Annotated in this window: 25 protein-coding genes; 14 read left to right on the top strand and 11 right to left on the bottom strand. The window is 65.4% G+C overall.

The features are described from left to right. The first annotated feature begins 403 nt into the window (after positions 1-403). Both dapF and mtaB read left to right on the top strand, forming a co-directional pair. Positions 404-1279, top strand: a complete 876-nt coding sequence (gene dapF / locus I6F24_RS34780) for a diaminopimelate epimerase (RefSeq protein WP_036024567.1) — start codon at positions 404-406, stop codon at positions 1277-1279. Then, positions 1279-2532 (top strand): tRNA (N(6)-L-threonylcarbamoyladenosine(37)-C(2))-methylthiotransferase MtaB, encoded by a 1254-nt coding sequence (mtaB, locus tag I6F24_RS34775; protein ID WP_036024569.1) that lies wholly within the window; start codon positions 1279-1281, stop codon positions 2530-2532. The genes dapF and mtaB overlap by 1 nt, the downstream gene beginning before the upstream one ends. A gap of 168 nt (positions 2533-2700) precedes the next feature. On the opposite strand, the gene I6F24_RS34770 is transcribed toward mtaB, so the two are convergent. Beyond that, positions 2701-3810, bottom strand: coding sequence for a DUF2336 domain-containing protein (locus I6F24_RS34770; protein ID WP_036024572.1), 1110 nt, complete (start codon positions 3808-3810; stop codon positions 2701-2703). A gap of 254 nt (positions 3811-4064) precedes the next feature. Continuing rightward, positions 4065-4766 (bottom strand): RNA pseudouridine synthase, encoded by a 702-nt coding sequence (locus tag I6F24_RS34765; protein WP_036024574.1) that lies wholly within the window; start codon positions 4764-4766, stop codon positions 4065-4067. A gap of 57 nt (positions 4767-4823) precedes the next feature. On the opposite strand from I6F24_RS34765, the gene ftsY reads away from it, so the two are divergent. Next, the gene (gene ftsY, locus I6F24_RS34760) at positions 4824-5768 is read left to right on the top strand and encodes a signal recognition particle-docking protein FtsY (protein ID WP_036008849.1); all 945 of its coding nucleotides are present in this window, start codon (positions 4824-4826) and stop codon (positions 5766-5768) included. 122 nt (positions 5769-5890) lie between these two features. Next, a complete protein-coding gene (locus tag I6F24_RS34755; protein WP_036008846.1) occupies positions 5891-6493 on the top strand; it encodes a septation protein A in 603 nt (200 codons plus the stop codon). Between the two features lie 165 nt (positions 6494-6658). On the opposite strand, the gene I6F24_RS34750 is transcribed toward I6F24_RS34755, so the two are convergent. The 5 genes from I6F24_RS34750 to ccmA all read right to left on the bottom strand — a co-directional run bounded on the left by I6F24_RS34750 (position 6659) and on the right by ccmA (position 9712). Further along, positions 6659-7252 carry a DsbE family thiol:disulfide interchange protein gene (locus I6F24_RS34750; RefSeq protein ID WP_036008843.1) on the bottom strand — a complete coding sequence of 198 codons (594 nt, stop codon included), beginning with the start codon at positions 7250-7252 and terminating at the stop codon, positions 6659-6661. Beyond that, a complete protein-coding gene (gene ccmD / locus I6F24_RS34745) occupies positions 7249-7434 on the bottom strand; it encodes a heme exporter protein CcmD (protein ID WP_036040763.1) in 186 nt (61 codons plus the stop codon). The genes I6F24_RS34750 and ccmD overlap by 4 nt, the downstream gene beginning before the upstream one ends. Beyond that, entirely contained in the window at positions 7431-8222 is a 792-nt protein-coding gene (locus I6F24_RS34740) for a heme ABC transporter permease (protein WP_225152571.1), read from the bottom strand. The genes ccmD and I6F24_RS34740 overlap by 4 nt, the downstream gene beginning before the upstream one ends. 91 nt (positions 8223-8313) lie before the next feature. Beyond that, complete coding sequence (gene ccmB / locus I6F24_RS34735) at positions 8314-8982, bottom strand: heme exporter protein CcmB (protein WP_225130742.1); 669 nt, start codon at positions 8980-8982, stop codon at positions 8314-8316. Positions 8983-9109: 127 nt separating this feature from the next. Next, a complete protein-coding gene (gene ccmA, locus I6F24_RS34730) occupies positions 9110-9712 on the bottom strand; it encodes a heme ABC exporter ATP-binding protein CcmA (protein ID WP_225145417.1) in 603 nt (200 codons plus the stop codon). Positions 9713-9953: 241 nt separating this feature from the next. Here ccmA and acnA point away from each other — a divergent pair, with 241 nt between their 5' ends. From acnA to I6F24_RS34715, 3 genes are all read left to right on the top strand, one after another. Beyond that, the gene (acnA, locus tag I6F24_RS34725) at positions 9954-12674 is read left to right on the top strand and encodes an aconitate hydratase AcnA (RefSeq protein ID WP_036040732.1); all 2721 of its coding nucleotides are present in this window, start codon (positions 9954-9956) and stop codon (positions 12672-12674) included. Positions 12675-12905: 231 nt separating this feature from the next. Next, positions 12906-13682 carry a DUF1223 domain-containing protein gene (locus I6F24_RS34720; protein WP_225152569.1) on the top strand — a complete coding sequence of 259 codons (777 nt, stop codon included), beginning with the start codon at positions 12906-12908 and terminating at the stop codon, positions 13680-13682. 529 nt (positions 13683-14211) lie between these two features. Next, positions 14212-14583, top strand: coding sequence for a DUF2794 domain-containing protein (locus I6F24_RS34715; protein WP_036008814.1), 372 nt, complete (start codon positions 14212-14214; stop codon positions 14581-14583). A gap of 147 nt (positions 14584-14730) precedes the next feature. On the opposite strand, the gene I6F24_RS34710 is transcribed toward I6F24_RS34715, so the two are convergent. The 4 genes from I6F24_RS34710 to I6F24_RS34695 form a co-directional block, all read right to left on the bottom strand. After that, a complete protein-coding gene (locus I6F24_RS34710) occupies positions 14731-15261 on the bottom strand; it encodes a GNAT family N-acetyltransferase (RefSeq protein ID WP_036008811.1) in 531 nt (176 codons plus the stop codon). A gap of 250 nt (positions 15262-15511) precedes the next feature. Further along, positions 15512-16303, bottom strand: a complete 792-nt coding sequence (locus tag I6F24_RS34705) for a Bax inhibitor-1/YccA family protein (protein ID WP_036008808.1) — start codon at positions 16301-16303, stop codon at positions 15512-15514. 281 nt (positions 16304-16584) lie between these two features. Then, positions 16585-19155 carry an FtsX-like permease family protein gene (locus tag I6F24_RS34700; protein WP_225152566.1) on the bottom strand — a complete coding sequence of 857 codons (2571 nt, stop codon included), beginning with the start codon at positions 19153-19155 and terminating at the stop codon, positions 16585-16587. Beyond that, positions 19152-19871 (bottom strand): ABC transporter ATP-binding protein, encoded by a 720-nt coding sequence (locus I6F24_RS34695; RefSeq protein ID WP_225152564.1) that lies wholly within the window; start codon positions 19869-19871, stop codon positions 19152-19154. The genes I6F24_RS34700 and I6F24_RS34695 overlap by 4 nt, the downstream gene beginning before the upstream one ends. A gap of 55 nt (positions 19872-19926) precedes the next feature. On the opposite strand from I6F24_RS34695, the gene I6F24_RS34690 reads away from it, so the two are divergent. From I6F24_RS34690 to sucD, 7 genes are all read left to right on the top strand, one after another. After that, positions 19927-20562, top strand: coding sequence for an arylesterase (locus tag I6F24_RS34690; protein ID WP_225152562.1), 636 nt, complete (start codon positions 19927-19929; stop codon positions 20560-20562). Positions 20563-20738: 176 nt separating this feature from the next. After that, a complete protein-coding gene (gene thpR, locus I6F24_RS34685) occupies positions 20739-21275 on the top strand; it encodes an RNA 2',3'-cyclic phosphodiesterase (protein ID WP_027572985.1) in 537 nt (178 codons plus the stop codon). 238 nt (positions 21276-21513) lie between these two features. After that, a complete protein-coding gene (gene zapE, locus I6F24_RS34680) occupies positions 21514-22701 on the top strand; it encodes a cell division protein ZapE (RefSeq protein WP_225152560.1) in 1188 nt (395 codons plus the stop codon). Between the two features lie 240 nt (positions 22702-22941). Further along, positions 22942-23910: a malate dehydrogenase gene (gene mdh / locus I6F24_RS34675; protein WP_025032846.1), complete on the top strand. Its 969-nt coding sequence runs from the start codon at positions 22942-22944 to the stop codon at positions 23908-23910. Positions 23911-24114: 204 nt separating this feature from the next. Further along, on the top strand, positions 24115-25314 hold the full coding sequence (sucC, locus tag I6F24_RS34670; RefSeq protein WP_036008785.1) for an ADP-forming succinate--CoA ligase subunit beta: 1200 nt from the start codon (positions 24115-24117) through the stop codon (positions 25312-25314). 4 nt (positions 25315-25318) lie between these two features. Beyond that, positions 25319-25798 (top strand): DUF1579 family protein, encoded by a 480-nt coding sequence (locus I6F24_RS34665; RefSeq protein ID WP_036008783.1) that lies wholly within the window; start codon positions 25319-25321, stop codon positions 25796-25798. A gap of 36 nt (positions 25799-25834) precedes the next feature. Next, a complete protein-coding gene (gene sucD, locus I6F24_RS34660; RefSeq protein WP_225152558.1) occupies positions 25835-26719 on the top strand; it encodes a succinate--CoA ligase subunit alpha in 885 nt (294 codons plus the stop codon). Positions 26720-26815: the final 96 nt, after the last annotated feature.

Below are 26815 nucleotides of genomic sequence, written 5' to 3'. Positions count from 1 at the left end.
CTTGCAGCCGGGGCGGGCGCAGCCGACGGGGCCGGCGAGGGACTTGCCGATGCGGCCGGCGCCGGGCTCGCGGTCTGCGCCAGAGCGCCTGACAGCCCATGCGACAAGGCCGCAGCCGGGATCAGCGCGGCCAAAGCGAGGCGACGAAAAGTGTTCATTTTATTCTCCCCGAGGCCCGCTTCGTCGGGGCCTCAATTCATCAAGGCCTTACCCACCAAGGCCTTAACCCGTCCGCGCGTCCCGGTTCGCGCGAACCGCGCCGTTCTAACACGCGAGCGCCGAATTCGTCCCATGACAGATGCGTCATGGCAGGCAACTTGCCCGATGTCCCGACCCGGGTGGCAAATCACTGGCCAAGCGGCCGAGGATCGCCATATAAGGCAGGCGAAATTCGGGAATTTTCATGAGCGCGCTGGCCAACCACGCATTTGCCAAGATGAACGGCATCGGCAACGAGATCGTCGTTGTCGACTTGCGCGATTCGGCGGCCAAGGTCACGCCGGACGATGCCCGCGCCGTCGCGTCCGCGAACGGCGGCGTGGCTTACGACCAGCTCATGGTGCTGCAGAGGCCGCGGCTCGACGGCACCGAGGCCTTCATCAGCATCTACAACAATGACGGCTCGGAGGCCGGTGCCTGCGGCAACGGCATGCGCTGCGTCGTGCGCCGCATCTTCGAGAAGACCGGGCAGACCAGTGCGACCTTCGAGACGGCCGCCGGCCTGCTCAATGCCTGGCAGGGTCCGGCGCCCGACCTCTACACAGTGGATATGGGCGCGCCGAAATTCGGCTGGCAGGACATTCCGCTGGCGGAAGAGTTTCGCGACACCCGCTACATCGAATTGCAGATCGGGCCGATCGACAATCCCATTCTGCATTCGCCCTCAGTGGTGAGCATGGGCAATCCGCACGCGGTGTTCTGGGTCGACGACGTCAACGCCTACGATCTCGGCCGCTTCGGTCCGCTCTTGGAAAACCATCCGATCTTTCCCGAGCGCGCCAACATCACGCTGGCCCATATCGTCGATCGCGAGCACATCACGATCCGCACCTGGGAGCGCGGTGCCGGCCTGACCAAGGCGTGCGGGTCGGCGGCCTGCGCCACGGCGGTCGCCGCCGCGCGGCTGAAGCGCGCCGAGCGCAAGGTCGAGATCACATTGCCCGGCGGCAAGCTCGGCATCGAATGGCGCGAGCGCGACGACCACGTGCTGATGACGGGCACCGCGACCTTCGAATATGAGGGCAGCTTCGATCCGGCGCTGTTCGCGCCGGTCGCCTGATGGCCGTCGACATCGTCACCTTCGGCTGCCGCCTCAACGCCTTCGAGGCCGAGGTGATCCGCAGCAAGGCGGAAGTCGCAGGGCTTTCCGACACCATCGTCATCAACAGCTGCGCCGTCACCAACGAGGCGGTGGCGCAGGCGCGCCAGTCGATCCGCAAGTTGAAGCGCGAGCGCCCCGAGGCGCGCATCGTCGTCACCGGCTGCGCGGCGCAGACGCAGGCTGCGATGTTTGCGGGCATGGCCGAGGTCGATCGCGTCGTCGGCAATGACGACAAGATGCGCGGCGAAGCGTGGCGGGAGACGCGCCACGCTTTCGATCTTGGCGCCAGCGAGAAGATCGCCGTCAGCGACATCATGGCGGTGAAGGAGATGGCGCCGCACCTCGTCGATGGCTATGCGAGCGGCCTGCCGCGCGTCTTCGTGCAGGTGCAGAACGGCTGCGATCATCGCTGCACCTTCTGCATCATCCCGTTCGGCCGCGGCAATTCGCGCTCGGTGCCGATGGGGGCGGCGGTCGAGCAGGTGCGCGCCCTGGTCGAACGCGGCCATGCCGAGATCGTGCTGACCGGCGTCGATCTCACCAGCTATGGTGCGGACCTGCCCGGCGCGCCCAAGCTCGGCATGCTGACCAAGCAGATCCTGCGCCATGTGCCCGAGCTCAAGCGCCTGCGCATCTCCTCGATCGATTCGATCGAGGCCGATGACGACCTGCTCGATGCCATCGCCGACGATTCGCGCCTGATGCCGCATCTGCATCTGTCGCTGCAGTCGGGCGACGACATGATCCTGAAGCGCATGAAGCGGCGGCATTCGCGGCAGGATGCGATTGGCTTCTGCGAGCAGGTGCGCCGCCTGCGCTCCGATGTCGTCTTCGGCGCCGACATCATCGCGGGCTTCCCGACCGAGACCGAGGACATGTTCTCGCGCTCGCTCGATCTCGTCGAGCAATGCGGCCTGACCTTCCTGCACGTCTTCCCTTATTCGCCGCGGCCCGGCACGCCCGCCGCGCGGATGCCGCAGGTGGCGGGGCCGGTCATTAAAGAGCGTGCGAAGCGGCTGCGCGCGGTAGGAGAGGCGGCGCTGCAGCAACGGCTGCAAGCCGAGATCGGCGCCATGCGCGATGTGCTGATCGAGAGCGAGGGGCAGGGCCGCACGGAGCATTATCTGCCGGTGGCGATTGCGGGCGAGCGGGTGGGAAGCATCGTGCGGCTGAAGATTGCTGGCATTGATGGTGAGCGGCTCACGACGTAAGCAGCTGCTCTCTTCCTTCTCCCCTTGTGGGAGAAGGTGGCGCGAAGCGCCGGATGAGGGGTTTGTATCCGCGCAATCGCATTGAGAGGTCATGCGCGGAGAGAGGCCCCTCACCCGTCTCGCCGCTCTCACGGCGAGCCACCCTCTCCCGCAAGGGGAGAGGGAAAACTACGACGCCCTGACCTGCCAGAATCGCAGCGTGCGCTTGGCGTTCTCCGCCGTCATTCTCGCAAAATGCCCCTGTGTCCTCGCGATGTCCGCGGGCGTCATCGCGCCTGTCGCGAAACGGCATTCGAGCACGGCCATGGTGGTCTCCCAGCTGAGCTGTGCGGCCTTGCACGGCACCAGCAGGCCGTCCTCGCGGAGACTCTGCATCAGCGGTCGGATCACCTCGACCGTCGATCCCGACAACGCCGCCAGCGCCGCCACCGTCTCCTCATAGCGCCGCTGTGTGGCGAAGCCGAGCAACGTCGCCTCGTCGAGCTGGCCGGTGGCCTTGAGGCCGGCGATGGCGCGCTTGGCACCTTCGAAATCGCGCGCCGCCGACATTTCGCGTTCGGCGCCGATGGCGACGGCGGCGATCGCGCTCTGGATCTCCTCGAACAGATGCGGCGGGGCGCGCGACAACAGGCGGGTGCGCACGGCGTCCGTCGCCGAGCGCAGCAATTGGCGGCGCAGCTCCGAGGGCAAGTCGACGCGGACGCCGACACTGACTGCGAGCTCCGGGTCGCTTTCGGCCTGGCCGACGATGATGGCGAACCCTTTTCCGGAGACGCGCGCGCCGGGATTGGCCGCAAGCCGCCGGCTGACGCTGGGGTAGCGGCGCGCCAGCAGCGCGTCGGTGACGATCTCCTTCAGCCACCAGCGGCCGGCGACCGCGAGCAGATGCGGCTCGCCCTTAGCTGATGCGATCTTCACCAGCTCGCCGTCGTCGAGGCGCGCGGATTCCTGCAGCACGGGGCCGGCGATGCGGATCTCGTCATTGTTGGCGAGGCGGCGGATCACCGACGGCGGCGCCTGCGCGATCGGCGCCAGCTGCGCGCTGATCTCGGCCAGCGCCACGCGCGCTGCCACATCGGCGATGGCGCGCAGCTCGATGGTGCCGATCAGGCGCTCGAGCACGTCGTCGAACAGCGCGATCTGCTCGTCGTCGAAATTGCCGGCGGAGGAGAGGAACAGCTCGGTGACGCGCCGGGCCGTCGCCAGGCCCTTTTCCGGCGAGCCGATCCGCAGTGCGGATTCGACCTCGTCGATGATCGATAGCCCGGAATTGGTCATCGCGCGCGGCTCGTCCTGAGCGGTTACGGAAGCTTGTTCTAAGCAACCGTTATCATTAGAGGCGAGCGCTGAAGGTTTCGTAAACCATGGCACGGTAGCCGAGCACAGCCGCTTCTCGACCGACCACCGCTCCTCATCCCGAGGAGCCCGCGAAGCGGGCGTCTCGAAGGATGGATACGACCGCGATGCGCCTGCGGGGCCTCTATGGTTCGAGACGGCGCTGACGCGCCTCCTCACCATGAGGGTCTAAGAGGTTACTCCCCGTTCCACCCGCAGGCCCGGAGCTTCTCGTGCATATGCGGCGGGGCCGGCGCCACCACGCGGACCGGCTCCTTGTTCCGGGAGATCGGCACCACGATCTCGCGCGAATGCAGGTGCAGGCGCGGCTCGCCGAAGCGCGGACCGTTGCCGTAGATGTTGTCGCCGAAGATCGGCCAGCCGCTCGCGGCCGCATGCACCCGCAATTGATGGGTCCGGCCGGTCACCGGTTCCATGGCAAGCCAGGTGAAACCGTCGGCCCGGCCCAACACTTTCCAGTTGGTAATCGCCTTCTGCCCTTCCGGATCCGGTTTCTGCCACCAGCCGCGTTCGGCATTGAGCCGGCCGAGCGGCATGTCGATGGTGCCTTCGTCGTCGGCAGGGCCGCCTTCGACCACGGTCCAGTAGGTTTTGCCGATCTTGCCGTGCTTGAACAAAAGGCCCAGCGATGCCGTCGCCTTGCGGTGGCGGCCGAGCACGAGGCAGCCCGAGGTGTCCTTGTCCAGCCGGTGGGCCAGCACCGGCGGTCGCGGCAGGCCGAAACGCAGCGCGTCGAAGCAATCCTCCAGATTGGGGCCACCCTTGGGGCCGCGATGCACCGGCAGGCCGGCCGGCTTGTCGATGACCAGCATCAGGCCGTCGCGATGGAGCACGCGGCCTAAGATCTCATCGGCGGTCAATTGGGGAACATCGAGCAATCGCAGGACTTTCGGTCAAGGCTTTCGTTTACGGGCCGGAACGGCTAACACGCCACTATGAACGATACCACCTCCGAGACCCCCAAGCTGAGCTGGTGGCGCCGCCTGTCCAACGGGCTGAAGCGCACCTCGTCCTCGCTCGGGACCGCGGTCGCCGACCTCGTCACCAAGCGCAAGCTCGACCGCGCCATGCTCGACGACATCGAGGACGTGCTGCTGCGCGCCGACCTCGGCACGTCAGTCGCGGTGCGCATTGCCGATGCCGTCGGCACCGGCCGCTACGACAAGGCGATCTCGGCGGACGAGGTCAAGGACGTCGTCGCCACCGAGGTCGAGAAGGTGCTGTCGCCGGTGGCAAAGCCGCTGGTGATCGATGCGGCAAAAAAGCCGTTCGTCATTCTCGTGGTCGGCGTCAACGGTTCCGGCAAGACCACCACGATCGGCAAGCTGTCGCAGAAATTCGCCTCCGAAGGCCGCAAGGTGATGCTGGCCGCCGGCGACACGTTTCGCGCCGCCGCCATCGAGCAGCTCAAGGTCTGGGGCGAGCGGACGAAGACGCCCGTCATCGCAGGCGCGCAGGGCTCGGATTCCGCAAGCCTTGCCTTCAACGCGCTCACCGCGGCGAAGGAGCAGAATGTCGACGTGCTGCTGATCGACACCGCCGGCCGCCTGCAGAACAAGGCCGAGCTGATGAACGAGCTCGAGAAGGTCGTGCGCGTGATCCGCAAGGTGGATGACACTGCGCCGCATGCCGTGCTGCTGGTGCTGGATGCGACCGTCGGCCAGAATGCGCTGTCGCAGGTCGAGGCCTTCCATCGCACCGCCGGGGTCACCGGCCTCGTGATGACCAAGCTCGACGGCACCGCGCGCGGCGGCATCCTGGTGGCGCTCGCGGAGAAGTTCAAGCTGCCGGTGCACTTCATCGGCGTCGGCGAAGGCGTCGACGATCTCGCGCCCTTCACCGCGCGCGACTTCGCCCGCGCCATCGCCGGAATCGAATAGCGTCATCCTTCGAGACGCCGCTTGCGCGGCTCCTCAGGATGAGGTCGTGCCACACATGAGGTCCTCATCCTGAGGAGACCGCGAAGCGGTCGTCTCGAAGGATGGGAGATACGGAAGAGAGAATGGACAAGACCCAGCCGCATCCGCTGTTCAAGCTCGCGACCGAGCTCGGTCCGCTGCTCGTGTTTTTCTTCGTCAACGCGAAGTTCAATCTGTTCGCGGCGACCGGCGCCTTCATGGTGGCCATCGCGGTCGCGATGGCCGCCTCTTACATCGTGACGCGCCACATCCCGATCATGGCGATCGTCACGGGGGTGATCGTGCTGGTGTTCGGCACGCTGACCCTGGTGCTGCACGACGAGACCTTCATCAAGGTCAAGCCGACCATCATCTACGGCCTGTTCGCCGCGATCCTCGGCGGCGGCCTGTTGTTCGGCCGTTCCTTCATCGCCGTGATGTTCGACCAGGTGTTCAACCTGACGCCGCAGGGCTGGCGCATCCTCACCTTGCGCTGGGCGCTGTTCTTCGCCGGAATGGCGGTGCTGAACGAGATCGTCTGGCGCACCCAGAGCACGGATTTCTGGGTGAACTTCAAGGTGTTCGGCGTCACTCCGATCACGATGATCTTCGCCATCGCCCAGATGCCGCTGACCAAGCGCTATCATCTCGCGCCGGTCTCGCTGGAGAGAAGCGAGGCCGAGGCGGGGGATGTGAGCAAGGGTTAGGCGAAGGACAGGCGAAGCGTCGCTCCACATACCGCTGTCATGCCCCGGCTTGACCGGGGCATCCAGTACGCCGCAGCTTCTCCGTATACGACTGGCGTCTCTGGAATACTGGATCGCCCGATCAAGTCGGGCGATGACAGTTGAGCGTGTGGTACGAGCGCGGCATCAGCTTCCTGCCTTCAGCGCCTTCTCCAGCTCCGGCATCAGCACGGCCTTGAGATTTTGCGGCGTGATCGGCCCGACCAGCTTGTAGACGATGGTGCCCTCGCGCCCGACGACGAAGGTCTCCGGCACGCCGTAAACGCCCCATTCGATCGAGGCGCGGCCGTTGGCGTCGACGCCGACATGGCCGAACGGGTTGCCGTAGCGGCCGAGGAAGCGCCGCGCATTGTCGGCGGCGTCCTTGTAGTTGATGCCGACCAGCTGGAAGCGCTTGTCTTTTGCCATTTCGGTCAAAAGCGGCGCTTCGTCATGGCAGGGCACGCACCAGGACGCCCAGACGTTGACGAGGCTGACCTTGCCCTTGAACGCAGCCGGATCGAGTCCCGGCACCTGCGTGCCATTCTCTTGCAATCCCTGGAGCGGCGGCAGCACGGTTTGCGGTGCGGGCCGGCCGATCAGCGCGGACGGAATCCGCGAGGGATCGCCACTCCCGAGCCGGAACCAGAACAAAAGCGCTAGGCCGATGAAGACGATCAGCGGCAGCATCACCAGGAAGGTGCGGCGCTGCGGCGAAGCGGAGGCAGGCTGATCGCTCATCGCGGCTCCGTCGCGCTGCGGCCCGACCGGCGGGTGATGCCGCGCTGCTCCAGCTCGCGCAGGCGCTGCGTCTGGCTGCGATAATCGAGCATGACCCAGCCGATCAGGATCGCGACCACGAGGGCGACAGCTGCGTAAGACGCCACGATGAAAGAGGCATAAGGACCGAGCGACATCGTCATGCAGCCCCAGCTTCGTTGGACGCGTTGTCTTCACGCGAACCGGCGGCCACTTCGCTCGAAAACGCGATCCGGCTGGCCTGCATCATCTGCAGCGAGCGGACACGGCGGCGCAAAATCTCGTTGCGCATCGCGGCCAGGTGCAGCGTGACGAACAGCAGCGTGAAGGCGACCGCCATCACCAGCAGCGGAATCAGGAACGACTTGTCCAGCGCCGAGCCGCCCATGCGCATCACCGAGGCGGGCTGGTGCAGCGTGTTCCACCAATCGACCGAGAACTTGATGATCGGCAGGTTGATGGCGCCGACCAGGGTCAGCACCGCGGCGGCGCGCGCCGCACGCGAGGGATCGTCGACCGCGCGCCACAGCGCCATCAGGCCGAGATACATCAGGAACAGGATCAGCACCGAGGTCAGCCGCGCGTCCCACTCCCAATAGGTGCCCCACATCGGCCGGCCCCAGAGCGAGCCCGTGAGCAGCGCGAGGAAGGTGAAGGCGGCGCCGATCGGAGCTGCGGCCTTGGCGGCGACGTCGGCGAGCGGATGCCGCCACACCAGCGTGCCCAACGATGCGATGCTCATCACGCCCCACACGAACATCGACAGCCAGGCATTGGGCACGTGGATGAACATGATCTTGACGGTCGCGCCCTGCTGATAGTCATCGGGCGCGAGCGCAGCTTGATAGAGACCGATCGTGAGCAGGATGATTGTCGCGGCCGCCAGCCACGGCAACACCCGCGCTGTCAGCGCGAGGAACCGCGTGGGGTTGGCGAGGTCGATCAGCGTCATGGTATCCTGATAATCACCGGGGGCCGCTCAGGCAATCAGCACGAAAGCCCGTCGCGAAAGTTGATCGGGGTCAAGGTCGGCCCGGTCCATTTCAATCGAGACCATGCCGCAGGCTCGCTGCGGCCGCGAACGGGCCGATCACGAGGCTGACCAGCGACAGCGCGCACAGGATCGAGAACGGCGCGCCGAAAGTCATCGGGCCGACGATCACCGCCTGCGAGGCCGCAACGCCGAAAATCAGCACGGGAATCGACAGCGGCAGCACCAGCACCGCCATCAACAGCCCGCCGCGATGCAGCGTCACCGCCAGCGCCGCGCCGATCATGCCGGTGAAGGTCAGCGCCGGAGTGCCCGCCAGCAGCGTCAGCGCCACCGCGGCCGTGGCGATCATGTCGAGGTTGAGCAACAGGCCGAGCACGGGGGTTGCGACAATCAGCGGCAGGCCGGCGGCGAGCCAATGCGCCAGCGCCTTGGCGGCGCAGGCGAGTTCCAGCGGCGTCCGGCTCATCGTGATCAGGTCGAGCGAGCCGTCCTCATGGTCGGCCATGAACAGCCGGTCGAGGGTCAGCAGGCTGGCTAGGAGGGCGCCGAGCCAGAGGATCGCAGGTCCCAGCCGCGACAGCAGCGCCAGATCCGGCCCGACCGCGAACGGCATCAGCACCACCACGGTCAGGAAGAACAAGACCCCGATCAGCGCTCCGCCGCCGACGCGAAGCGCAATCCTGATGTCCCGGCGGATGAGGGCGGTGAGGGCGGTCATGAGAGGCTTCCAGCTTCTGGGAACGCATCCGACAGCCACAGGCACACTGCGCTCCCTTCCCCCTTGTGGGGGGAGGGAATGAAGAGAGCCGAGCCCGGCCGCTTGGAAAACTGAGGGTGCCTGAACTTCACGCCCCACCCCCGATCCGCAGCTCCCGCGATTCGATCCCGAGCGGGGCATGCGTCGCCGCGACGATCATGCCGCCGCCGGCCAGATGCTCGCGCATCAGGCCGGCGAACATGTCCTGACCGGCGACATCAAGCGCATTGGTCGGCTCGTCCAGGAGCCAGACCGGGCGGCGGACCGTCAGCAGCCGCGCCAGCGAGAGCCGGCGGCGCTGTCCCGCGGACAGGAATCCGGCGGGCAGATGGATGGCGTGGTCGAGCCCCACCTTGGCAAGGCTCTCGACGGCATCGAAAAGCTCGCCGCCGAGAAAATCAGCCCAAAACGTCAGGTTTTCGGCCACGCTCAGCGCCGGCTTCAGGGCATCGCGATGGCCGAGATAGTGGCACTGCTCCGCCAAAGTCAGCTCACTATGGCCCCCCTCCAGCGCGATCGTCCCGCCGGCCGGAACGAGCAGGCCCGCGATCAGCCGCAGCAGCGAGGTCTTGCCCGATCCATTGCGGCCGACCACAGCCACGGCCTCGCCCGACCCGGCCGCGAAATCGAGCCCGGCGAACACCTCGCGCCCGCCCCGCACGCATCTCAGCCCGTGACCTGACAGCCGCATGTCGCCTTGGTTCAGTCCGCTCACAGCCGGGCCTCAGGAAATCTTGGGGTAGCGCATGGGAATTTTTGGCTCGCGAATTGCTGCGGCACGATAGTGGCTGTGGCGGCGCGGTTAGAAAGCTTCTATAAGCCCGGAACTACTTGATGCAGCAACTCAACCTGCCCCTGCAAGCGGCCCAGCCTGATACGCTGACGGTGTTAAAATACCCTGCCGGGTATAACTAGCAATTGGGATCTCCTACATGACCTCGCTCGACAGCTTCAAATGCAAAAAGACTCTCAAGGTCGGCGCCAAGACCTATGTCTATTACAGCCTGCCCACCGCCGAGAAGAATGGTCTGAAGGGAATTTCGAAACTTCCCTACTCGATGAAGGTCCTGCTCGAGAATTTGCTGCGCAACGAGGACGGCCGCTCGGTCAAGAAGGAAGACATCGTCGCGGTGTCGAAATGGCTGCGCAAGAAGTCGCTGGAGCATGAGATCGCCTTCCGCCCGGCGCGGGTGCTGATGCAGGACTTCACCGGCGTGCCCGCGGTGGTCGACCTCGCCGCGATGCGCAACGCGATGCAGAAGCTCGGCGGCGAGCCTGAGAAGATCAACCCCTTGGTGCCCGTCGATCTCGTCATCGACCATTCCGTGATCGTGAACTTCTTCGGCGACAACAAGGCTTTCGGCAAGAACGTCACCGAGGAATACAAGCAGAACCAGGAGCGCTACGAGTTCCTGAAGTGGGGCCAGAAGGCCTTCTCGAACTTCTCCGTCGTGCCGCCCGGCACCGGCATCTGCCACCAGGTCAATCTCGAATATCTGGCCCAGACGGTCTGGACCAAGAAGGAGAAGATGACCGTCGGCAAGAAGACCGGCACCTTCGAGGTGGCCTATCCCGATTCGCTGGTCGGCACCGATTCGCACACCACCATGGTCAACGGCCTTGCCGTGCTCGGCTGGGGCGTCGGCGGCATCGAGGCGGAAGCCTGCATGCTCGGCCAGCCGCTGTCGATGCTGCTGCCCAACGTCGTTGGCTTCAAGCTGAAGGGCGCGCTGAAGGAAGGCGTCACCGCGACCGACCTCGTGCTCACCGTGACGCAGATGCTGCGCAAGCTCGGCGTGGTCGGCAAGTTCGTCGAGTTCTTCGGCCCCGGCCTCGACCACCTCTCGGTCGCCGACAAGGCGACGATCGCCAACATGGCGCCCGAATACGGCGCGACCTGCGGCTTCTTCCCGGTCGATGCCGCCGCGCTCGATTATCTCAAGACCTCCGGCCGTGCCTCGGCCCGCGTCGCGCTGGTGCAGGCCTATGCCAAGGCGCAGGGCCTGTTCCGCACGGCCAAGTCGCCCGACCCCGTGTTCACGGAAACGCTGACCCTCGACCTCGGCGACGTCGTGCCGTCGATGGCCGGCCCGAAGCGTCCCGAAGGCCGCATCGCGCTGCCGACCGTGGCGGACGGCTTCTCGCTCGCGCTTGCCAGCGAGTACAAGAAGGCCGAGGAGCCGGCCAAGCGTTTCCCCGTCGACGGCAAGAACTTCGACATCGGCCATGGCGACGTCGTGATCGCTGCGATCACCTCCTGCACCAACACCTCGAACCCGAGCGTCCTCATCGGCGCCGGCTTGCTCGCGCGCAATGCGGCTGCGAAGGGCCTCAAGGCCAAGCCGTGGGTGAAGACCTCGCTCGCCCCGGGCAGCCAGGTGGTCGCGGAATATCTCGCCAATTCCGGTCTGCAGCCCGATCTCGACAAGGTCGGATTCAACCTGGTCGGCTTCGGCTGCACCACCTGCATCGGCAATTCCGGTCCGCTGCCCGAGGAGATCTCGAAGTCGATCAACGACAACGGCGTCGTCGCGGCCGCCGTGCTCTCCGGCAACCGCAACTTCGAAGGCCGCGTTTCGCCGGATGTGCAGGCGAACTACCTGGCCTCGCCGCCGCTGGTGGTCGCCTACGCGCTCGCGGGCAGCGTCACCAAGAACCTCGCCACCGAGCCGCTCGGCGAGGGCAAGGACGGCAAGCCGGTGTACCTGAAGGACATCTGGCCGACGACCAAGGAGATCAACGCCTTCATGAAGAAGTTCGTGACCGCGTCGATCTTCAAGAAGAAGTATGCCGACGTGTTCAAGGGCGACACCAACTGGCGCAAGATCAAGACAGTCGAGAGTGAGACCTATCGCTGGAACATGTCTTCGACCTATGTGCAGAACCCGCCCTACTTCGAAGGCATGAAGAAGGAGCCGGAGCCGGTCACCGACATCGTCGAGGCGCGCATCCTCGCCATGTTCGGCGACAAGATCACCACCGACCACATCTCGCCGGCCGGCTCGATCAAGCTCACCTCGCCCGCCGGCAAATATCTCAGCGAGCACCAGGTGCGTCCGGCCGACTTCAACCAGTACGGCACGCGTCGCGGCAATCATGAAGTGATGATGCGCGGCACCTTCGCCAACATCCGCATCAAGAACTTCATGCTGAAGGGCGCGGACGGAAACATCCCCGAGGGCGGCCTGACCAAGCACTGGCCCGACGGCGAGCAGATGTCGATCTACGACGCCGCGATGAAGTACCAGGAAGAGAAGGTGCCGCTGGTGGTGTTCGCGGGTGCCGAGTACGGCAATGGCTCCTCGCGCGACTGGGCCGCCAAGGGCACGCGCCTGCTCGGCGTGCGCGCCGTGATCTGCCAGAGCTTCGAGCGCATCCACCGCTCCAACCTGGTCGGCATGGGCGTGCTGCCGCTGACCTTCGAGGAAGGCACCTCCTGGCAGTCGCTTGGGCTGAAGGGCGACGAGAAGGTGACCATCCGCGGCCTCGTCGGCGACCTCAAGCCGCGCCAGAAGCTGACCGCGGAGATCGTCTCCGGCGACGGTTCGCTGCAGCGCGTTTCGCTGCTCTGCCGCATCGATACGCTGGACGAGCTCGACTACTACCGCAACGGCGGCATCCTGCACTACGTGCTGCGCAAGCTCGCGGCGTAAACGCGGATTTGTGAATGATGGCTCACTGCGAAGTGAGTAGAAGCCTTAACGAAGGCGGCCTATCAAAGGCCGCCTTCGCGCGTTTGCGGTACGCTTCAGACGGGCCCGCCCGGCGGAAAACCTCCCTTTGGACGGTGGCCCGGATGGATGAATGTACCGCGCCCCGTAAGACTACGGTGACCATCCGGCGATAAGATTTCCCTCTGAGAGCAACGGTGTGCGGCGTTCGACATGACGACAATGACGGCTTCCCATCTGATTCCACGTTGGTCCGGCGCCCTCTGGTCGGGAGCTCTCGGCATATGTGCGATCATCGCCGTCATTCGTCCTGCCGAGGCTGAACCCCGCGCCGTCGTCGAATTGTTCACCTCGCAGGGCTGCTCCTCCTGCCCGCCCGCCGACCAGATCATCGGCGATCTCTCCAAGGACCCCTCCGTCATCGCGCTGAGCATGCCGATCGATTATTGGGACTATCTCGGCTGGAAGGACACACTGGCGGATTCGCGCTTCTCTGCACGGCAGCGTGCCTATTCGCGCATGCGCGGCGACCGCGAGGTCTACACGCCGCAGGTCGTGGTCAACGGCTCCACCCATGTCATCGGCAGCGATCGCACCGGCATCGAGAACGCGATCGGCAAGACCGACAAGGGCACTGGCGTGATGAGCGTGCCGGTGACGATGTCGCTCTCGGGCAAGCAGATCAACGTGTCGGTCGCCGCAAGCAAGGAGCCCACGGTCTCTAAGGGCGAGGTCTGGATCTGCTCGATCGCAAAGTCGGTGCCGATCGCGATCACCCGCGGCGAGAACAAGGGACAGCAGGTCACCTATCACAACGTGGTGCGCAGCCTGCTCAAGGTCGGCGACTGGACCGGCCGTCCGGAGAGCTGGACGGTGCCGATCGAGAACCTCACGCGCGACGGCGTCGACGGCGCGGTGGTCTACGTCCAGGACGGCAGCCGCGAGAGGCCGGGCCCGATGCTGGGTGCGGCCTACACGTCGCTGCATTGAAGCAGGCAGAACGTCTCAGCAATTGATGCTCGTCATTCCGGGGCGCGCCTCTTGGCGCGAACCCGGAATCCATTTCTCAGCTTGTGTGATGGTAAATGGATTCCGGGCTCGCGCTTCGCGCGCCCCGGAATGACGGCAGACCGGAAACATCTCGGCACAAACAAAAAAGGACCAACTTGCGTTGGCCCTCCTTGTCGTGCGTACAGACCCGATCCTGTTCGACCCCGGGGGGCTGGGGGCTGAGGAATCCGGAACCGAAAGGACCGGGTCAACGCACGTCACCCTTTTCGCAGTGCAGGGCGGCAGGCGGTTGGCGGAAAAGCGGCGATACTATGATTCCTGCTAACGATCCCGTGACGGTTTGCCGCGACGGAGTTCCACCCTTGCGTGTGTCCTGATGCGACGCCGATTCGATGGGTCGAGCCCCTTGCGATGCGGAACGGTTGGCGCAATCATGCAATTGTCACGAACGCGGTTCCGGGACGATCTTGGCGGACGCGGGTAGCCGTGCGATGAGGAGGCGCTTCCCATGAGTCTGACGTCGGAGGATGCCGATCCGAGCGAGCAGCGCGCGGCGGCGCGTCCTGCCGCGGCGCATGCGCAGCCGAACCGGGTGACGTTCAACCGGCTCGAGCTGCACCGGATTCTCAATCTCTACGGCCGCATGGTCGCCGACGGCGAATGGCGCGACTATGCCATCGACTTCCTGAAGGACCGCGCCGTGTTCTCGGTCTATCGCCGCGCCTCGGAAGTGCCGATCTATCGCATCGAGAAGGACCCGCGCCTGGCGCGCAAGCAGGGCATGTACAGCGTGATCTCGGCGACCGGCCTGATCCTGCGTCGCGGCCACGAGCTCGAGCGGGTGCTGCTGGTGATCGATCGCAAATTGGCGGTGGTGTAGACGAACCATCGATCGTCATTCCGGGGCGCGACGAAGTCGCGAGCTATGGTGCGCAATTGCGCACCCGAGAATCCATCCCTCCACCGCCCCTGCCGTCCAATGGATTCCGGGTTCGATGCTGCGCATCGCCCCGGAATGACGGATGAACTACTTCCCCGGCACCGTGCTTGCGCCCTCGCCGAGGTCGCGCTGCATCATCACGGTGTCCAGCCAGCGGCCGAATTTCAGCCCGACACTGGGATGCGTGCCGATCATCTTGAAGCCGCACCTTGTGTGCACGCCGATCGACCCGGCATTGGCGGAATCGCCGATGACAGCGATCATCTGGCGAAAGCCGCGCGCTTCGCATTCGACGATCAGCCGTTCCAGCAGCATTGAGCCGACGCCGCGGCGGTGGAAGGACGGATCGAGATAGATCGAGTTCTCCACCGTGAAGCGATAGGCGGGCCGCGGCCGGTAGGCGCCGGCATAGGCATAGCCGGCCACGCGGCCGTCCAGCATGGCGACGAAATAGGGATAGCCGCCGTCGATCAGCGCGCGATAGCGGCGCGTCATTTCCGAGAGGTCGGGCGGCTCCAGCTCGAACGTCGCCGTGCCCTCGCGGACGGCCTGCTGGTAGATGGCGGTGACGGCGGGGAGGTCGGCCTCGGTGGTGGGCCTGATATCGGGTGCGGACATGGGGGAAGGATAGAGCGTTCCCTGAGGGGCCGGAAGAGGCTGCGCTGCCTCCACACCCGTCATTGCGAGCGCAGCGAAGCAATCCAGAAATGCATCTGCGGAGGGGCTCTGGATTGCGTCGTCGCATCGGCGCAAAATTGCTGCGCAATTTTGTCGCGAGCTCCTCGCAATGACGGGGAGAGGCCGTACCCTCAAAACAAAAACCCCGGCCTTTCGGCCGGGGTTCGTGTCCGTTCTCTCGTCTCAGAGCTTACTCGCGCTGGCCGAGGAGCTGCAGCAGCAGCGTGAACAGGTTGATGAAGTTCAGGTACAGCGACAGTGCGCCGGTGATGGCCGAACGCTCTGCGACGTCACCGCCGGCCGAGGCATAGCCGTAGATGTAGTCGTTCTTCAGCCGCTGGGTATCCCAAGCAGTCAGGCCCGAGAACACCAGCACGCCGACCACCGACACGATGAACTGCAGCATCGAGCTGGCCAGGAACAGGTTCACCAGGCTGGCGAGAACGATGCCGATCAGGCCCATGAACAGGAATGAGCCCATGCCGGTCAGGTCACGCTTGGTGGTGTAGCCGTAGAGGCTCAGCGCACCGAAGGTCGCCGCGGTGATGAAGAACACCCGCACGATCGAGGTGTGCGTGAACACCAGGAAGATCGACGACAGCGAGATGCCCATCAGCGCCGCGAACACCCAGAACAGGATCTGGGCGGTCGAGGGCGCCAGACGATTGATGCCCGCCGAGATCACGAACACCATCGCGAGCGGCGCCAGGATGAACAGCCACTTCAGGGGGCTGACGAACATGGCGTAGCCGAACGGCGTCAGGAACACCTTGCCGACGCGGACGGCGTCCGCCGTCGGAACGTCGGTCACGGCGGCCATGTAGACGCCGAGCGCGGCAAGGCCGGTGATGGCCAGGCCAATGCTCATGTAGTTGTAGATGCGCAGCATATAGGCGCGCAGGCCGGCATCGACCGTCGCGGCGTCAACACGCCCGGCGGCCCTGCCGAAAGGAGAAGCGTAGTTACGGTCTAGGTCCGACATGGTCGAATTCCCGTTGGTTGGTCCGGTCCGGCACGAGGGTCGCCATGCCGCCGGTTCGTCAAATTCTATCTCGGAGACCGCTGCCAGCCGACTGAATTTTGGCTCACAATCGGGACTCCGAACCCATCCGATATGTGGGAAACTAACACATTCGCCGCAACCTTCCACGCGCGGCTGAATGTCGCCCTCGGCGTCAATCCTGACGCGAAGCTGACGGGGTAGCGTGGTTAATCGCGGAAACCGGGCCGATTCCGGGCAGCTCGATCCGCCGCTACATTTTGTCACAAATTTCGCAACACCGTCGCCGGCTTTTTGTTCAATGCCAGCAGCGTGCCGGCAAGCCCGAGCCCGACGGTCACGACCAGCGCGGCGGCGACCACGCCGGCGGCGCTGCCGGCCTGCCAGACGAAGCTCAGCGTCATCAGCCGCGTCACGATCAGCCAGGCCGCGATGCTGCCCGCGATCACCCCGAACACCGCGGTGGCAAGGCCGATCAGCAGGTATTCGAGGGCATAGGCGCCGAGCAGCCGCAGCCGCGTCGCGCCGAGGGTCTTGAGGATTACCGCATCATAGACGCGGTGGCGGTGGCCGGCGGCGAGCGCCCCGCCCAGCACCAGGATCGCCGAGATCAGCGTCACGGCGCTGGCGCCGCGGATCGCCAGGGCCAGATTGGTCACCACAGAGCCGACCGTCTCCATCACCTCGCGCACGCGCACGCTCGTCACCATCGGATAGGCGTCGGCGACCTCCTTGATGATCTTGCCGTCGCCCGCCGCCTTTCCGCCCGCTTCTGTCAGCGTCGCGATATGGGTGTGCGGCGCGCCCTTGAAGGCGTTGGGCGAGAACACCAGGACGAAATTGATGCCGAGACCCTGCCAGTCGATCGTGCGCAAATTGCTGATCTTGGCCGGAATGTCGCGGCCGAGCACGTTGACCACGACCTCGTCGCCGAGCTTGAGGCCGAGCCCGTCGGCAATCTTCTTCTCCAACGAGACCAGCGGCGGGCCGGAATAATCGGCGCGCCACCATTCGCCCTCGACCACCTTGGAGCCCTTCGGCAGCTCGGCGGTGTAGGTCAGGCCGCGATCGCTCTGCAGCACCCATTCGGAATCCGTGGTCGGCTTGAGCTCCTCGGCGCGCACCCCGCGCGCGGCGACGATGCGTCCGCGCAGCATCGGCACGTCCTCGATCCTGGCGCCGGGGGCGATCTGGCGCAGATAGCCATCGAACTGCTCGGCCTGCGCGCTCGGAATGTCGATGAAGAAGAACGATGGCGCCTGGTCGGGGAGCGCCGCCAGGAACTGCCGGCGCAGATTGCCGTCGATCTGGGTGATGGTGACGAGCACGGCGAGCCCGAGCCCCAGCGACAGCACGACGGACGGCGTCAGCGCGCCCGGCCGGTGGATGTTGGCGATCGCAAGCCGCAGCATCGGCAGCCGCGTCCGTGGCAGCCGTCGTGCGATCGTCATCAGCAGGGCGGCGATGCCGCGCAGCAAGGCGAACACGACCACTGAGGAGGCCACGAACACCGCGGCGATGCGCCTGTCGAACGACAGGCCGATCACGACCCCGATGAGGAGTGCGATCACGACGGCCATGAACACGAGATAGCTCGCGCGTGGCCGGTGCCATTCGGAGCTGATGGTGTCGCGGAACAGCGCGGCCACGGGCACGTCGTGCACGCGCGCGAGCGGCCACAGGCCGAAGGCGAGCGCGGTGAGGAGGCCGTAGAGGAAGGACAGCGCGAGCTCGTCGGTGTGCACGGCCGGCACCACCGGCAGCGGCAACAGCTTGCCGAACAGGCCAACGATCGCAAAGGGCATCGCGGCGCCGAGCGCCAGGCCGATCACGGACCCGATCGCGGCCAGCAGGACCACTTGCGCCAGGTAGATGCCGAACACGTCCCGGCCGGTGGCCCCGACGGCCTTGAAGGCGGCGATCACCTCGAGCTTGCGGTCGATGTGACTCTTGACGGCATTGGCGACGCCGACGCCGCCGACCAGCAGCGCGGCAAGGCCGACCAGCGTCAGGAACTGCGTGAAGCGGTTGATGTTGCGCTCGAGCTGCGGCGAGGCGTTGGAGCGGCTGCGGATCTCCCAGCCGGCCTGCGGCGCGGCGCTGCGCGCATCCGCGATGAAGGCTTCGGTGGCGCGCTCGTTGTTAGCAGCCTCCGGCAGCTTGACCCGGTAGACCCAGCGCACCAGGCTGCCGGGCTGGATCAGGCCGGTGGCGCGCAAGGCCGCCTCGCTGATCAGAAAGCGCGGCCCGAAGCCGATGCCGCCGGCGAGCTTGTCGGGCTCGGCCTCGACGGTGGAGCGGATCTGGAACGTTGCGGACCCGATCGTGACGCGGTCGCCGGTCTTGAGCGAGAGCCGCGCCAGCAGCGTCGGATCGGCGGCGGCACCGAACGCGCCGTCACGCTCGGCGAGCAGATCGGCCATCGGCAGCTTTGGTGCCAGCGTCAGCTGTCCCAGCATCGGATAGGTGTTATCGACCGCCTTCATCTCGACCAGCGCCAGCTTGCCGTCAGCCGAACGCGCCATGCCGCGCAAGGTCGCAGCCGCCGACAGCGTGCCGCGCGAGCGCAGGAACGCGACCTCTTCCGGCTTGGCCTCGCGCTGGAACAGCACGAAAGAGACGTCGCCGCCGAGCAGCGTGCGGCCTTCGCGCGCCAGACCGTCGCTCAGGCTCGCCGACACCGAGCCGACGCCGGCGATCGCCATCACGCCGAGCGCGATGCAGGCGATGAAGACGTAGAAGCCGCGCAGGCCGCCGCGCAATTCGCGCAAGGCGTAGCGCAGCGACAGCGCGACGGCGTTCGGCTTCGGGAACGATTCGGCCACGGCGCTCATGCGGGCGCAGACTGCGTGTCGATGCGCCCGAAACGCAGGCGGATGACGCGATCGCAGCGATGCGCGAGCGAGGAATCGTGCGTCACCAGCACCAAGGTCATGCCGCGCTCGGCATGCTTGCTGAACAGCAGATCGACGATCTGCTTACCGGTGGTCTCGTCGAGATTGCCGGTCGGCTCGTCGGCGACCAGGATCGCGGGATCGGGTGCCAGCGCGCGGGCGAGCGCGACGCGCTGCTGCTCGCCGCCGGAGAGCTGGGTCGGATAATGATGCAGGCGGTCACCGAGCCCGACCGATTGCAGCTCCTCTGCCGCGCGCTTGGCGGCATCGGGGTTGCCGGCGAGCTCGAGCGGCACAGCAACGTTCTCCAGCGCCGTCATGGTCGGGATCAGGTGAAAGGACTGGAAGACGATGCCGACCTGGCGGCCGCGGAAGCGCGCCAGCGCGTCCTCGTCGAGGGCATTGAAAGGCGTGCCATTCACCACCACCTCTCCGCTATCAGGACGTTCCAGCCCCGCCATCACCATCAGCAGCGTGGATTTGCCCGAGCCTGACGGGCCGATCAGGCCGATCGTCTCGCTCCGGCCGACCCGCAGGCTGATATCCTTGAGGATGTGAACGCGTGCCGCGCCCGCGCCCAATGAGAGGTTGACGTTGGAGATGGCGATGGTGTCCGCGGTAGCGGCGAGCGAAGAGGGGTCGATGCGAGTGTCCATGGTCCGGTCATATGGCAAGTCCGCACGCGGGGTCGAGAGGCGTTACGGATTGTTCATGCACATAGCCGTGTTGATGCTCGCCGTCATGACGATGGCGAACCCCGCTTGGGCGGGTGCGGCAAAACCGGTCAAGCTGGTCGTCCTCGGCGATTCCCTGAGCGCGGGCCTTGGCCTTCCGGCCCAGGAGGCGTTCCCCCAAAAGCTTCAAAAAGCCTTGCGGGCCAAAGGCATAGAGGTCGACATGACCAATGCCGGGGTGTCCGGCGACACCACCTCGGGTGGCCGCGACCGGCTCGACTGGTCGGTGCCCGATGGAACTGACGGTGTCATCGTCGAGCTCGGCGCCAATGACGCGCTGCGCGGCATCGATCCCGAGGTGGCGCGCGCCGCGCTGACCGACATCGTCCAGCGGCTCAAGGCGCGCAAGATTGCGGTCTTGCTCTGCGGCATGCTTGCGCCGCCGAATTACGGCGCCGAATACGCCGCGCGCTTCAATTCGATTTATCCGGATCTGGCGAAGACATTCGACGTGCCGCTCTATCCGTTCTTCCTCGAAGGCGTCGCGGCCGAGGCCAAGCTCAACCAGGCCGACGGCATTCATCCGACCGCTGATGGCGTCGACATCATCGTCGGCAGGATCATGCCCATGGTGGAGGCATTCATTGGCACGATCGCTGAGCAACGGCGTTGAAAACCAGGCAGCGCTAACCGTAATTCCCAGGGTTTTACCGGGGTGAGGCGCGGTGTGCTTCGCAGAGTCACACAACTGCGATAGGAATCAGGGTACCGGTGATTCGTCGCCGGCTCTAATTTGGATATGGTTCTCGCTGTTCGAGCACCGTACCCAAGCATCGGGAGTGCGAAACGATGCCGCGTTTGTTCACGGGTCTGGAAATTCCGGCCGAAATTGGCCAGTCGCTTTCCAACTTGAGAGGTGGCCTCCCCGGCGCCCGCTGGATCGATCCCGAAAATTATCACGTCACCCTGCGCTTCATCGGCGACATTGACGGGGCTTCCGCCAACGAGATCGCTTCGATGCTGTTTCGCGTCGACCGCAAGCCGTTCGAGGTGAAGGTGCAGGGGCTCACCAGCTTCGGCGGCCGCAAGCCCCGCGCGGTGGTCGCCACGATTGCGCCGAGCAAGCCGCTGATGGAATTGCAGGCCGAGCTCGAGCGCATGATGCAGCGGATCGGCCTCGACCCGGAGGGACGCAAGTTCATTCCGCACGTCACGCTCGCGAGGCTGCACGATGCCTCCGACCGCGACGTCGCCGATTATCTCTCGCTGCGCGGCTATTTCCCGAGCAAGGCGTTCATGGCCGAACGCTTCGTGCTGTTCTCCTCGCGCGCGTCCACCGGCGGCGGCCCGTATGTGGTCGAGGATGCCTACGAGCTGTGTGAGTAATTTCTTTCTTAACCTCTCCCCGCTTGCGGGGAGAGGTCGGATCGCTCTCGCGATCCGGGTGAGGGGACAGGTCTTTCGATGGATCTCATACGCGGATAGAGCCCCTCACCCCGACCCTCCCAGCGCGAGCGAAGCTCGTCGCGCCCCCGTAAGAACGGGGCGAGGGAGAAGAAACGCGCATACCTCTGACCCCATTTCACGGCTTGCAATTTCCGTCCGTCTCTGGCGGTAAAGAGCCATGCTCTCCACCCCAAATCCCACATTCCGCGAGGCCTATCAGGCCGGGATCGCGTCCGGCGCGATCGAGCCGGATCCCGCGCAGGCCGAGGTCGCCGAGGCCTATGCGGCGCTGGACCTGCGGCTTTCGACCTACAAGCCCACCCGCAAGCAGGGCCTGCTCAGCCGCCTGTTCAGCTCTGGTGACAAGGACGAGGCGCCGCGCGGGCTTTACATCCACGGCGAGGTCGGCCGCGGCAAGACCATGCTGATGGACCTGTTCTTCCAGCACTCATCGGTCGAGCATAAGCGCCGCGCGCATTTCCACGAGTTCATGGCGGACGTGCACGAGCGCATCTACGATTATCGCCAGAGCATCGCGCGCGGCGAGATCGCCGACAGCGACGTCATCGCTCTGACGGCCAATGCGATCTTCGAGGAGAGCTGGCTGCTCTGCTTCGACGAATTCCATGTCACCGACATCGCGGACGCGATGATCCTGGGCCGCCTGTTCGCCAAATTATTCGAGCTCGGCACCGTCGTGGTCGCGACCTCCAACGTCGCGCCCGACGATCTCTATAAGGGCGGTCTCAACCGCTCGCTGTTCCTGCCCTTCATCAAGCAGATCACCGACCACATGGACGTCGCGCGGCTCGATGCGCGCACCGACTTCCGCCTGGAGAAGCTGCAGGGCGTGCCAATGTGGCTGACACCGGCCGATGGCGATGCGGATGCCGCGCTCGACCGGGCCTGGAAGCGGATGACGGGCGGCGCCAAATGCCGCTCGCGTGACATTTCGATCAAGGGCCGCATTCTGCACGTGCCGTGCTCGGCCCATGGCGTGGCGCGGTTCTCCTTCGCCGACCTCTGCGAGCAGCCGCTCGGTGCATCCGACTACCTCAGGCTGGCGCACGACTATCACACCCTCCTGGTCGACCATATTCCAGTGATGGACCTCTCCCAGCGCAACGCGGCCAAGCGCTTCATCACCCTGATCGATACGCTCTATGACAACGCCGTGAAGCTGATGGCCTCGGCCGACGCCAATCCGATCTCGCTCTACCTCGCGACCGATGGCACCGAGGCCATGGAGTTCAACCGGACCGCCTCGCGCCTGATCGAAATGAGCTCGGAATCCTATCTGGCGCTGCCTCACGGCCGCAAGGATTCCACCGCCAGCGGCTCGACCAAGGGCTTGGTCGAGACTTAAGTCCTATCCCCGCCGTCATTCCGGGGCGTCGCAAAGCGACGAGCCCGGAATCCATACTCCGGATGGTGGTTATGGATTCCGGGCTCGCGCTTCGCGCGCCCCGGAATGACGGCCGGGGTATGCTGGCTGCTATCTCGGCAAGCCCGACAATTGGGCATTGGGCGACTTGAACGGGGGAGACGAAAGGGATAACCACCCGTCTCAGTTTCCCCTCCTTACGTGTCTAAAGGACAGGTTCACATGGCGCGCGACAAGATTGCTTTGATTGGCTCCGGCCAGATCGGCGGAACGCTGGCTCACCTCATCGGCCTGAAAGAACTGGGCGACGTCGTGATGTTCGACATCGCCGAGGGCGTGCCGCAGGGCAAGGCGCTCGACATCGCGCAGTCCTCGCCGGTCGACGGCTTCGACGCCCACTACACCGGCGCGAACTCCTATGAGGCGCTCGACAACGCCAAGGTCTGCATCGTCACCGCCGGCGTGCCGCGCAAGCCCGGCATGAGCCGCGACGACCTCCTCTCCATCAACCTCAAGGTCATGGAGCAGGTCGGCGCCGGCATCAAGAAGTACGCCCCCGACGCCTTCGTCATCTGCATCACCAACCCGCTCGATGCCATGGTCTGGGCGCTGCAGAAGGCTTCGGGGCTGCCGCACAAGAAGGTCGTCGGCATGGCCGGCGTGCTGGATTCGGCCCGCTTCCGCTACTTCCTCGCCGACGAGTTCAACGTCTCGGTCGAGGACGTCACCGCCTTCGTGCTCGGCGGCCACGGCGACACCATGGTGCCGCTGGTGAAGTACTCCACCGTCGCCGGCATCCCGCTGCCCGACCTCGTCAAGATGGGCTGGACCTCACAGGCGCGCCTCGACGAGATCGTCGACCGCACCCGCAACGGCGGCGCCGAGATCGTCAACCTGCTCAAGACCGGCTCGGCCTTCTACGCCCCTGCCGCCTCCGCGATCGCGATGGCCGAGAGCTATCTGAAGGACAAGAAGCGCGTGCTGCCCTGCGCCGCCTATCTCAACGGCGAGTACAGCGTGAAGGACATGTATGTCGGCGTGCCCGTCGTGATCGGCGCCAAGGGCGTCGAGCGCGTGGTCGAGATCGAACTCGCCGGCAAGGACCGCGAGGCGTTTGACAAGTCGGTCGGTGCCGTGCAGGGCTTGGTCGATGCCTGCAAGAAGATCGCACCCGATCTTCTCGGCCGCTAAGGCAAAGCAATACCCGCCGAAGATCGAAACCCGGTCTTCGGCGGTTTCACTTCCGGACCCCGGCTGACCGGGGTGGGGTTCCGGTCTCGGCAGATCTCGATTGTCAAAGAATCCGGGTTGCAGTTCCTGTGGTATATGGTATGCCAGCCACAAGACTGAGGTGGGCCCATGAGGTCACCGCCCGCGGGTTCAGGGAGCGACCATATGAATATCCATGAATATCAGGCCAAAGCGCTGCTGCATGAATTCGGCGTTCCGATTTCGCGCGGCGTAGCGGTTCTCAAGGCCTCGGACTCCGACGCCGCCGCAAGACAGCTTCCCGGCCCGGTCTGGGTGGTGAAGAGCCAGATCCATGCCGGCGGGCGCGGCAAGGGCAAGTTCAAGGAGGCATCCGCCGGCGACAAAGGCGGCGTCCGCATCGCCAAGTCGGTGGAAGAGGTCAACGAATTCGCCAAGCAGATGCTGGGCGCGACGCTGGTCACCGTGCAGACGGGACCTGCCGGCAAGCAGGTCAACCGCCTCTACATCGAGGACGGCTCCGACATCGACAAGGAATTCTACCTCTCGATCCTGGTCGACCGCGAGACCTCGCGCGTCTCCTTCGTGGTGTCGACCGAAGGCGGCGTCAACATCGAGGACGTCGCGCACAACACGCCGGAGAAGATCGTGACCTTCTCGGTCGATCCGGCGACCGGCATCATGGGCCATCACGGCCGCACGGTCGCGAAGGCGCTGAATCTGTCCGGCGACCTCGCCAAGCAGGCCGAGAAGCTCACCGCGCAGCTCTACGCGGCCTTCGTCGCCAAGGACATGTCGATGCTGGAGATCAATCCGCTGGTCGTGACCAAGCAGGGCGAGCTCCGCGTGCTCGATGCCAAGGTGTCCTTCGACGACAACGCCCTGTTCCGCCATCCCGAGATCGCGGTGTCGTTGCGCGATCTGACCGAGGAAGACGCCAAGGAAATCGAGGCGTCGAAATACGATCTCAACTACGTCACGCTCGACGGCAATATCGGCTGCATGGTCAACGGCGCCGGTCTCGCCATGGCGACGATGGACATCATCAAGCTCTACGGCATGGCGCCGGCCAACTTCCTCGACGTCGGCGGCAGCGCCAGCAAGGAGAAGGTCGCGGCCGCGTTCAAGATCATCACCGCCGATCCCAACGTGAAGGGCATCCTGGTCAACATCTTCGGCGGCATCATGAAGTGCGACGTGATCGCCGAGGGCGTCACGGCTGCGGTTCGCGAGGTCGGCCTCAGCGTGCCGCTGGTGGTCCGTCTCGAAGGCACCAACGTCGAGCTCGGCAAGAAGATCATCCGTGAATCCGGACTGAACGTGGTGCCCGCCGACAATCTCGACGACGCCGCGCAGAAGATCGTGAAGGCCGTCAAGGGAGGCTAGCGCCATGGCCCAGGACCATCTCGCCGCATCATCTCCGCTCCCCGAGCATGCGCGCCTCGCCGCGTTCGCCGGCGAATGGGATGGTGAGGAGATGGTCTTCCCGTCGCGCTGGACGGCGGGCGGGCCGGCGACCTCGCGCACCGTCGCGCGCATGGATCTAAACGGGTTCTATCTGATCCAGGACTCGATCCAGATGCGCGACGGCAAGCAGGTCTTCGCCACCCACGGCATCTTCACCTTCGACCGCGACGACCGGACCTACAAATTGTTCTGGTACGACTCGCTCGGCTACACGCCGCCTTCGCCCGCCTCAGGCGGGTGGGCCGGCAAGACCCTGACGCTGGTGCGCGGCTCGCTCCGCGGCAATGCGCGCCACGTCTACGAGATCATCAATGAGGATTCCTACTCGTTGAAGATTCAATTCTCGCCGGACGCGGAAGGCTGGTCCGACGTCCTCACCGGCGTCTACCGCCGCATCCACTGACCCACTCACTCTGTTAGTTTCGCGAAAGCAGACCTCATGTCCATCCTGATCGACAAGAACACCAAGGTCATCTGCCAGGGCTTCACCGGCAAGAACGGCACCTTCCACTCCGAGGCCGCGATTGCCTACGGCACCAAGATGGTCGGCGGCACCTCGCCGGGCAAAGGCGGCTCGACGCATCTGGGCCTGCCGGTGTTCGACACCGTGCGCGAGGCGCGTGAGAAGACCGGTGCCGACGCGTCGGTGATCTACGTGCCGCCGCCGGGCGCAGCCGACGCGATCTGCGAAGCCATCGACGCCGAGGTCCCGCTGATCGTCTGCATCACCGAGGGCATTCCTGTGATCGACATGGTTCGCGTCAAGCGCTCGCTGCTCGGCTCCAAGTCGCGCCTGATCGGGCCGAACTGCCCGGGCGTCATGACCGCCGGCGAGTGCAAGATCGGCATCATGCCCGCCAACATCTTCAGGACCGGCTCGGTCGGCATCGTCTCCCGCTCGGGCACGCTGACCTATGAAGCCGTGTTCCAGACCTCCCAGGAAGGCCTCGGCCAGACCACCGCGGTCGGCATCGGCGGCGACCCGGTCAAGGGCACCGAGTTCATCGACGTGCTGGAGATGCTGCTCGCCGACCCCAAGACCGAATCGATCATCATGATCGGCGAGATCGGCGGTTCCGCCGAGGAGGACGCCGCCCAGTTCCTCAAGGACGAGGCCAAGCGTGGCCGCAAGAAGCCGATGGTCGGCTTCATCGCCGGCGTCACCGCCCCTCCCGGCCGCCGCATGGGTCATGCCGGCGCCATCATCTCCGGCGGCAAGGGCGATGCCGGTTCCAAGACCGAGGCGATGAAATCCGCAGGGATTACAGTGTCCCCGTCGCCCGCCCGCCTCGGCCACACGCTTGCCGAAAAGTTGAAAGGCTAATTCAGTTCTTCGTGCTTTTCCGGGCGAAGTTTCGCAGCAAATAGGGTAAAGGGTGCCTGTCGCGTCGAGCCCTGTCGGGGGAGCTCGGCGCCAGCG

The sequence above is a fragment of the Bradyrhizobium sp. BRP23 genome, from assembly GCF_020194135.1.
Lineage (GTDB): Bacteria > Pseudomonadota > Alphaproteobacteria > Rhizobiales > Xanthobacteraceae > Bradyrhizobium > Bradyrhizobium yuanmingense.
Note: the sequence above shows the minus strand (reverse complement) of the source record. Positions and strands in the feature narration are given on the sequence as shown.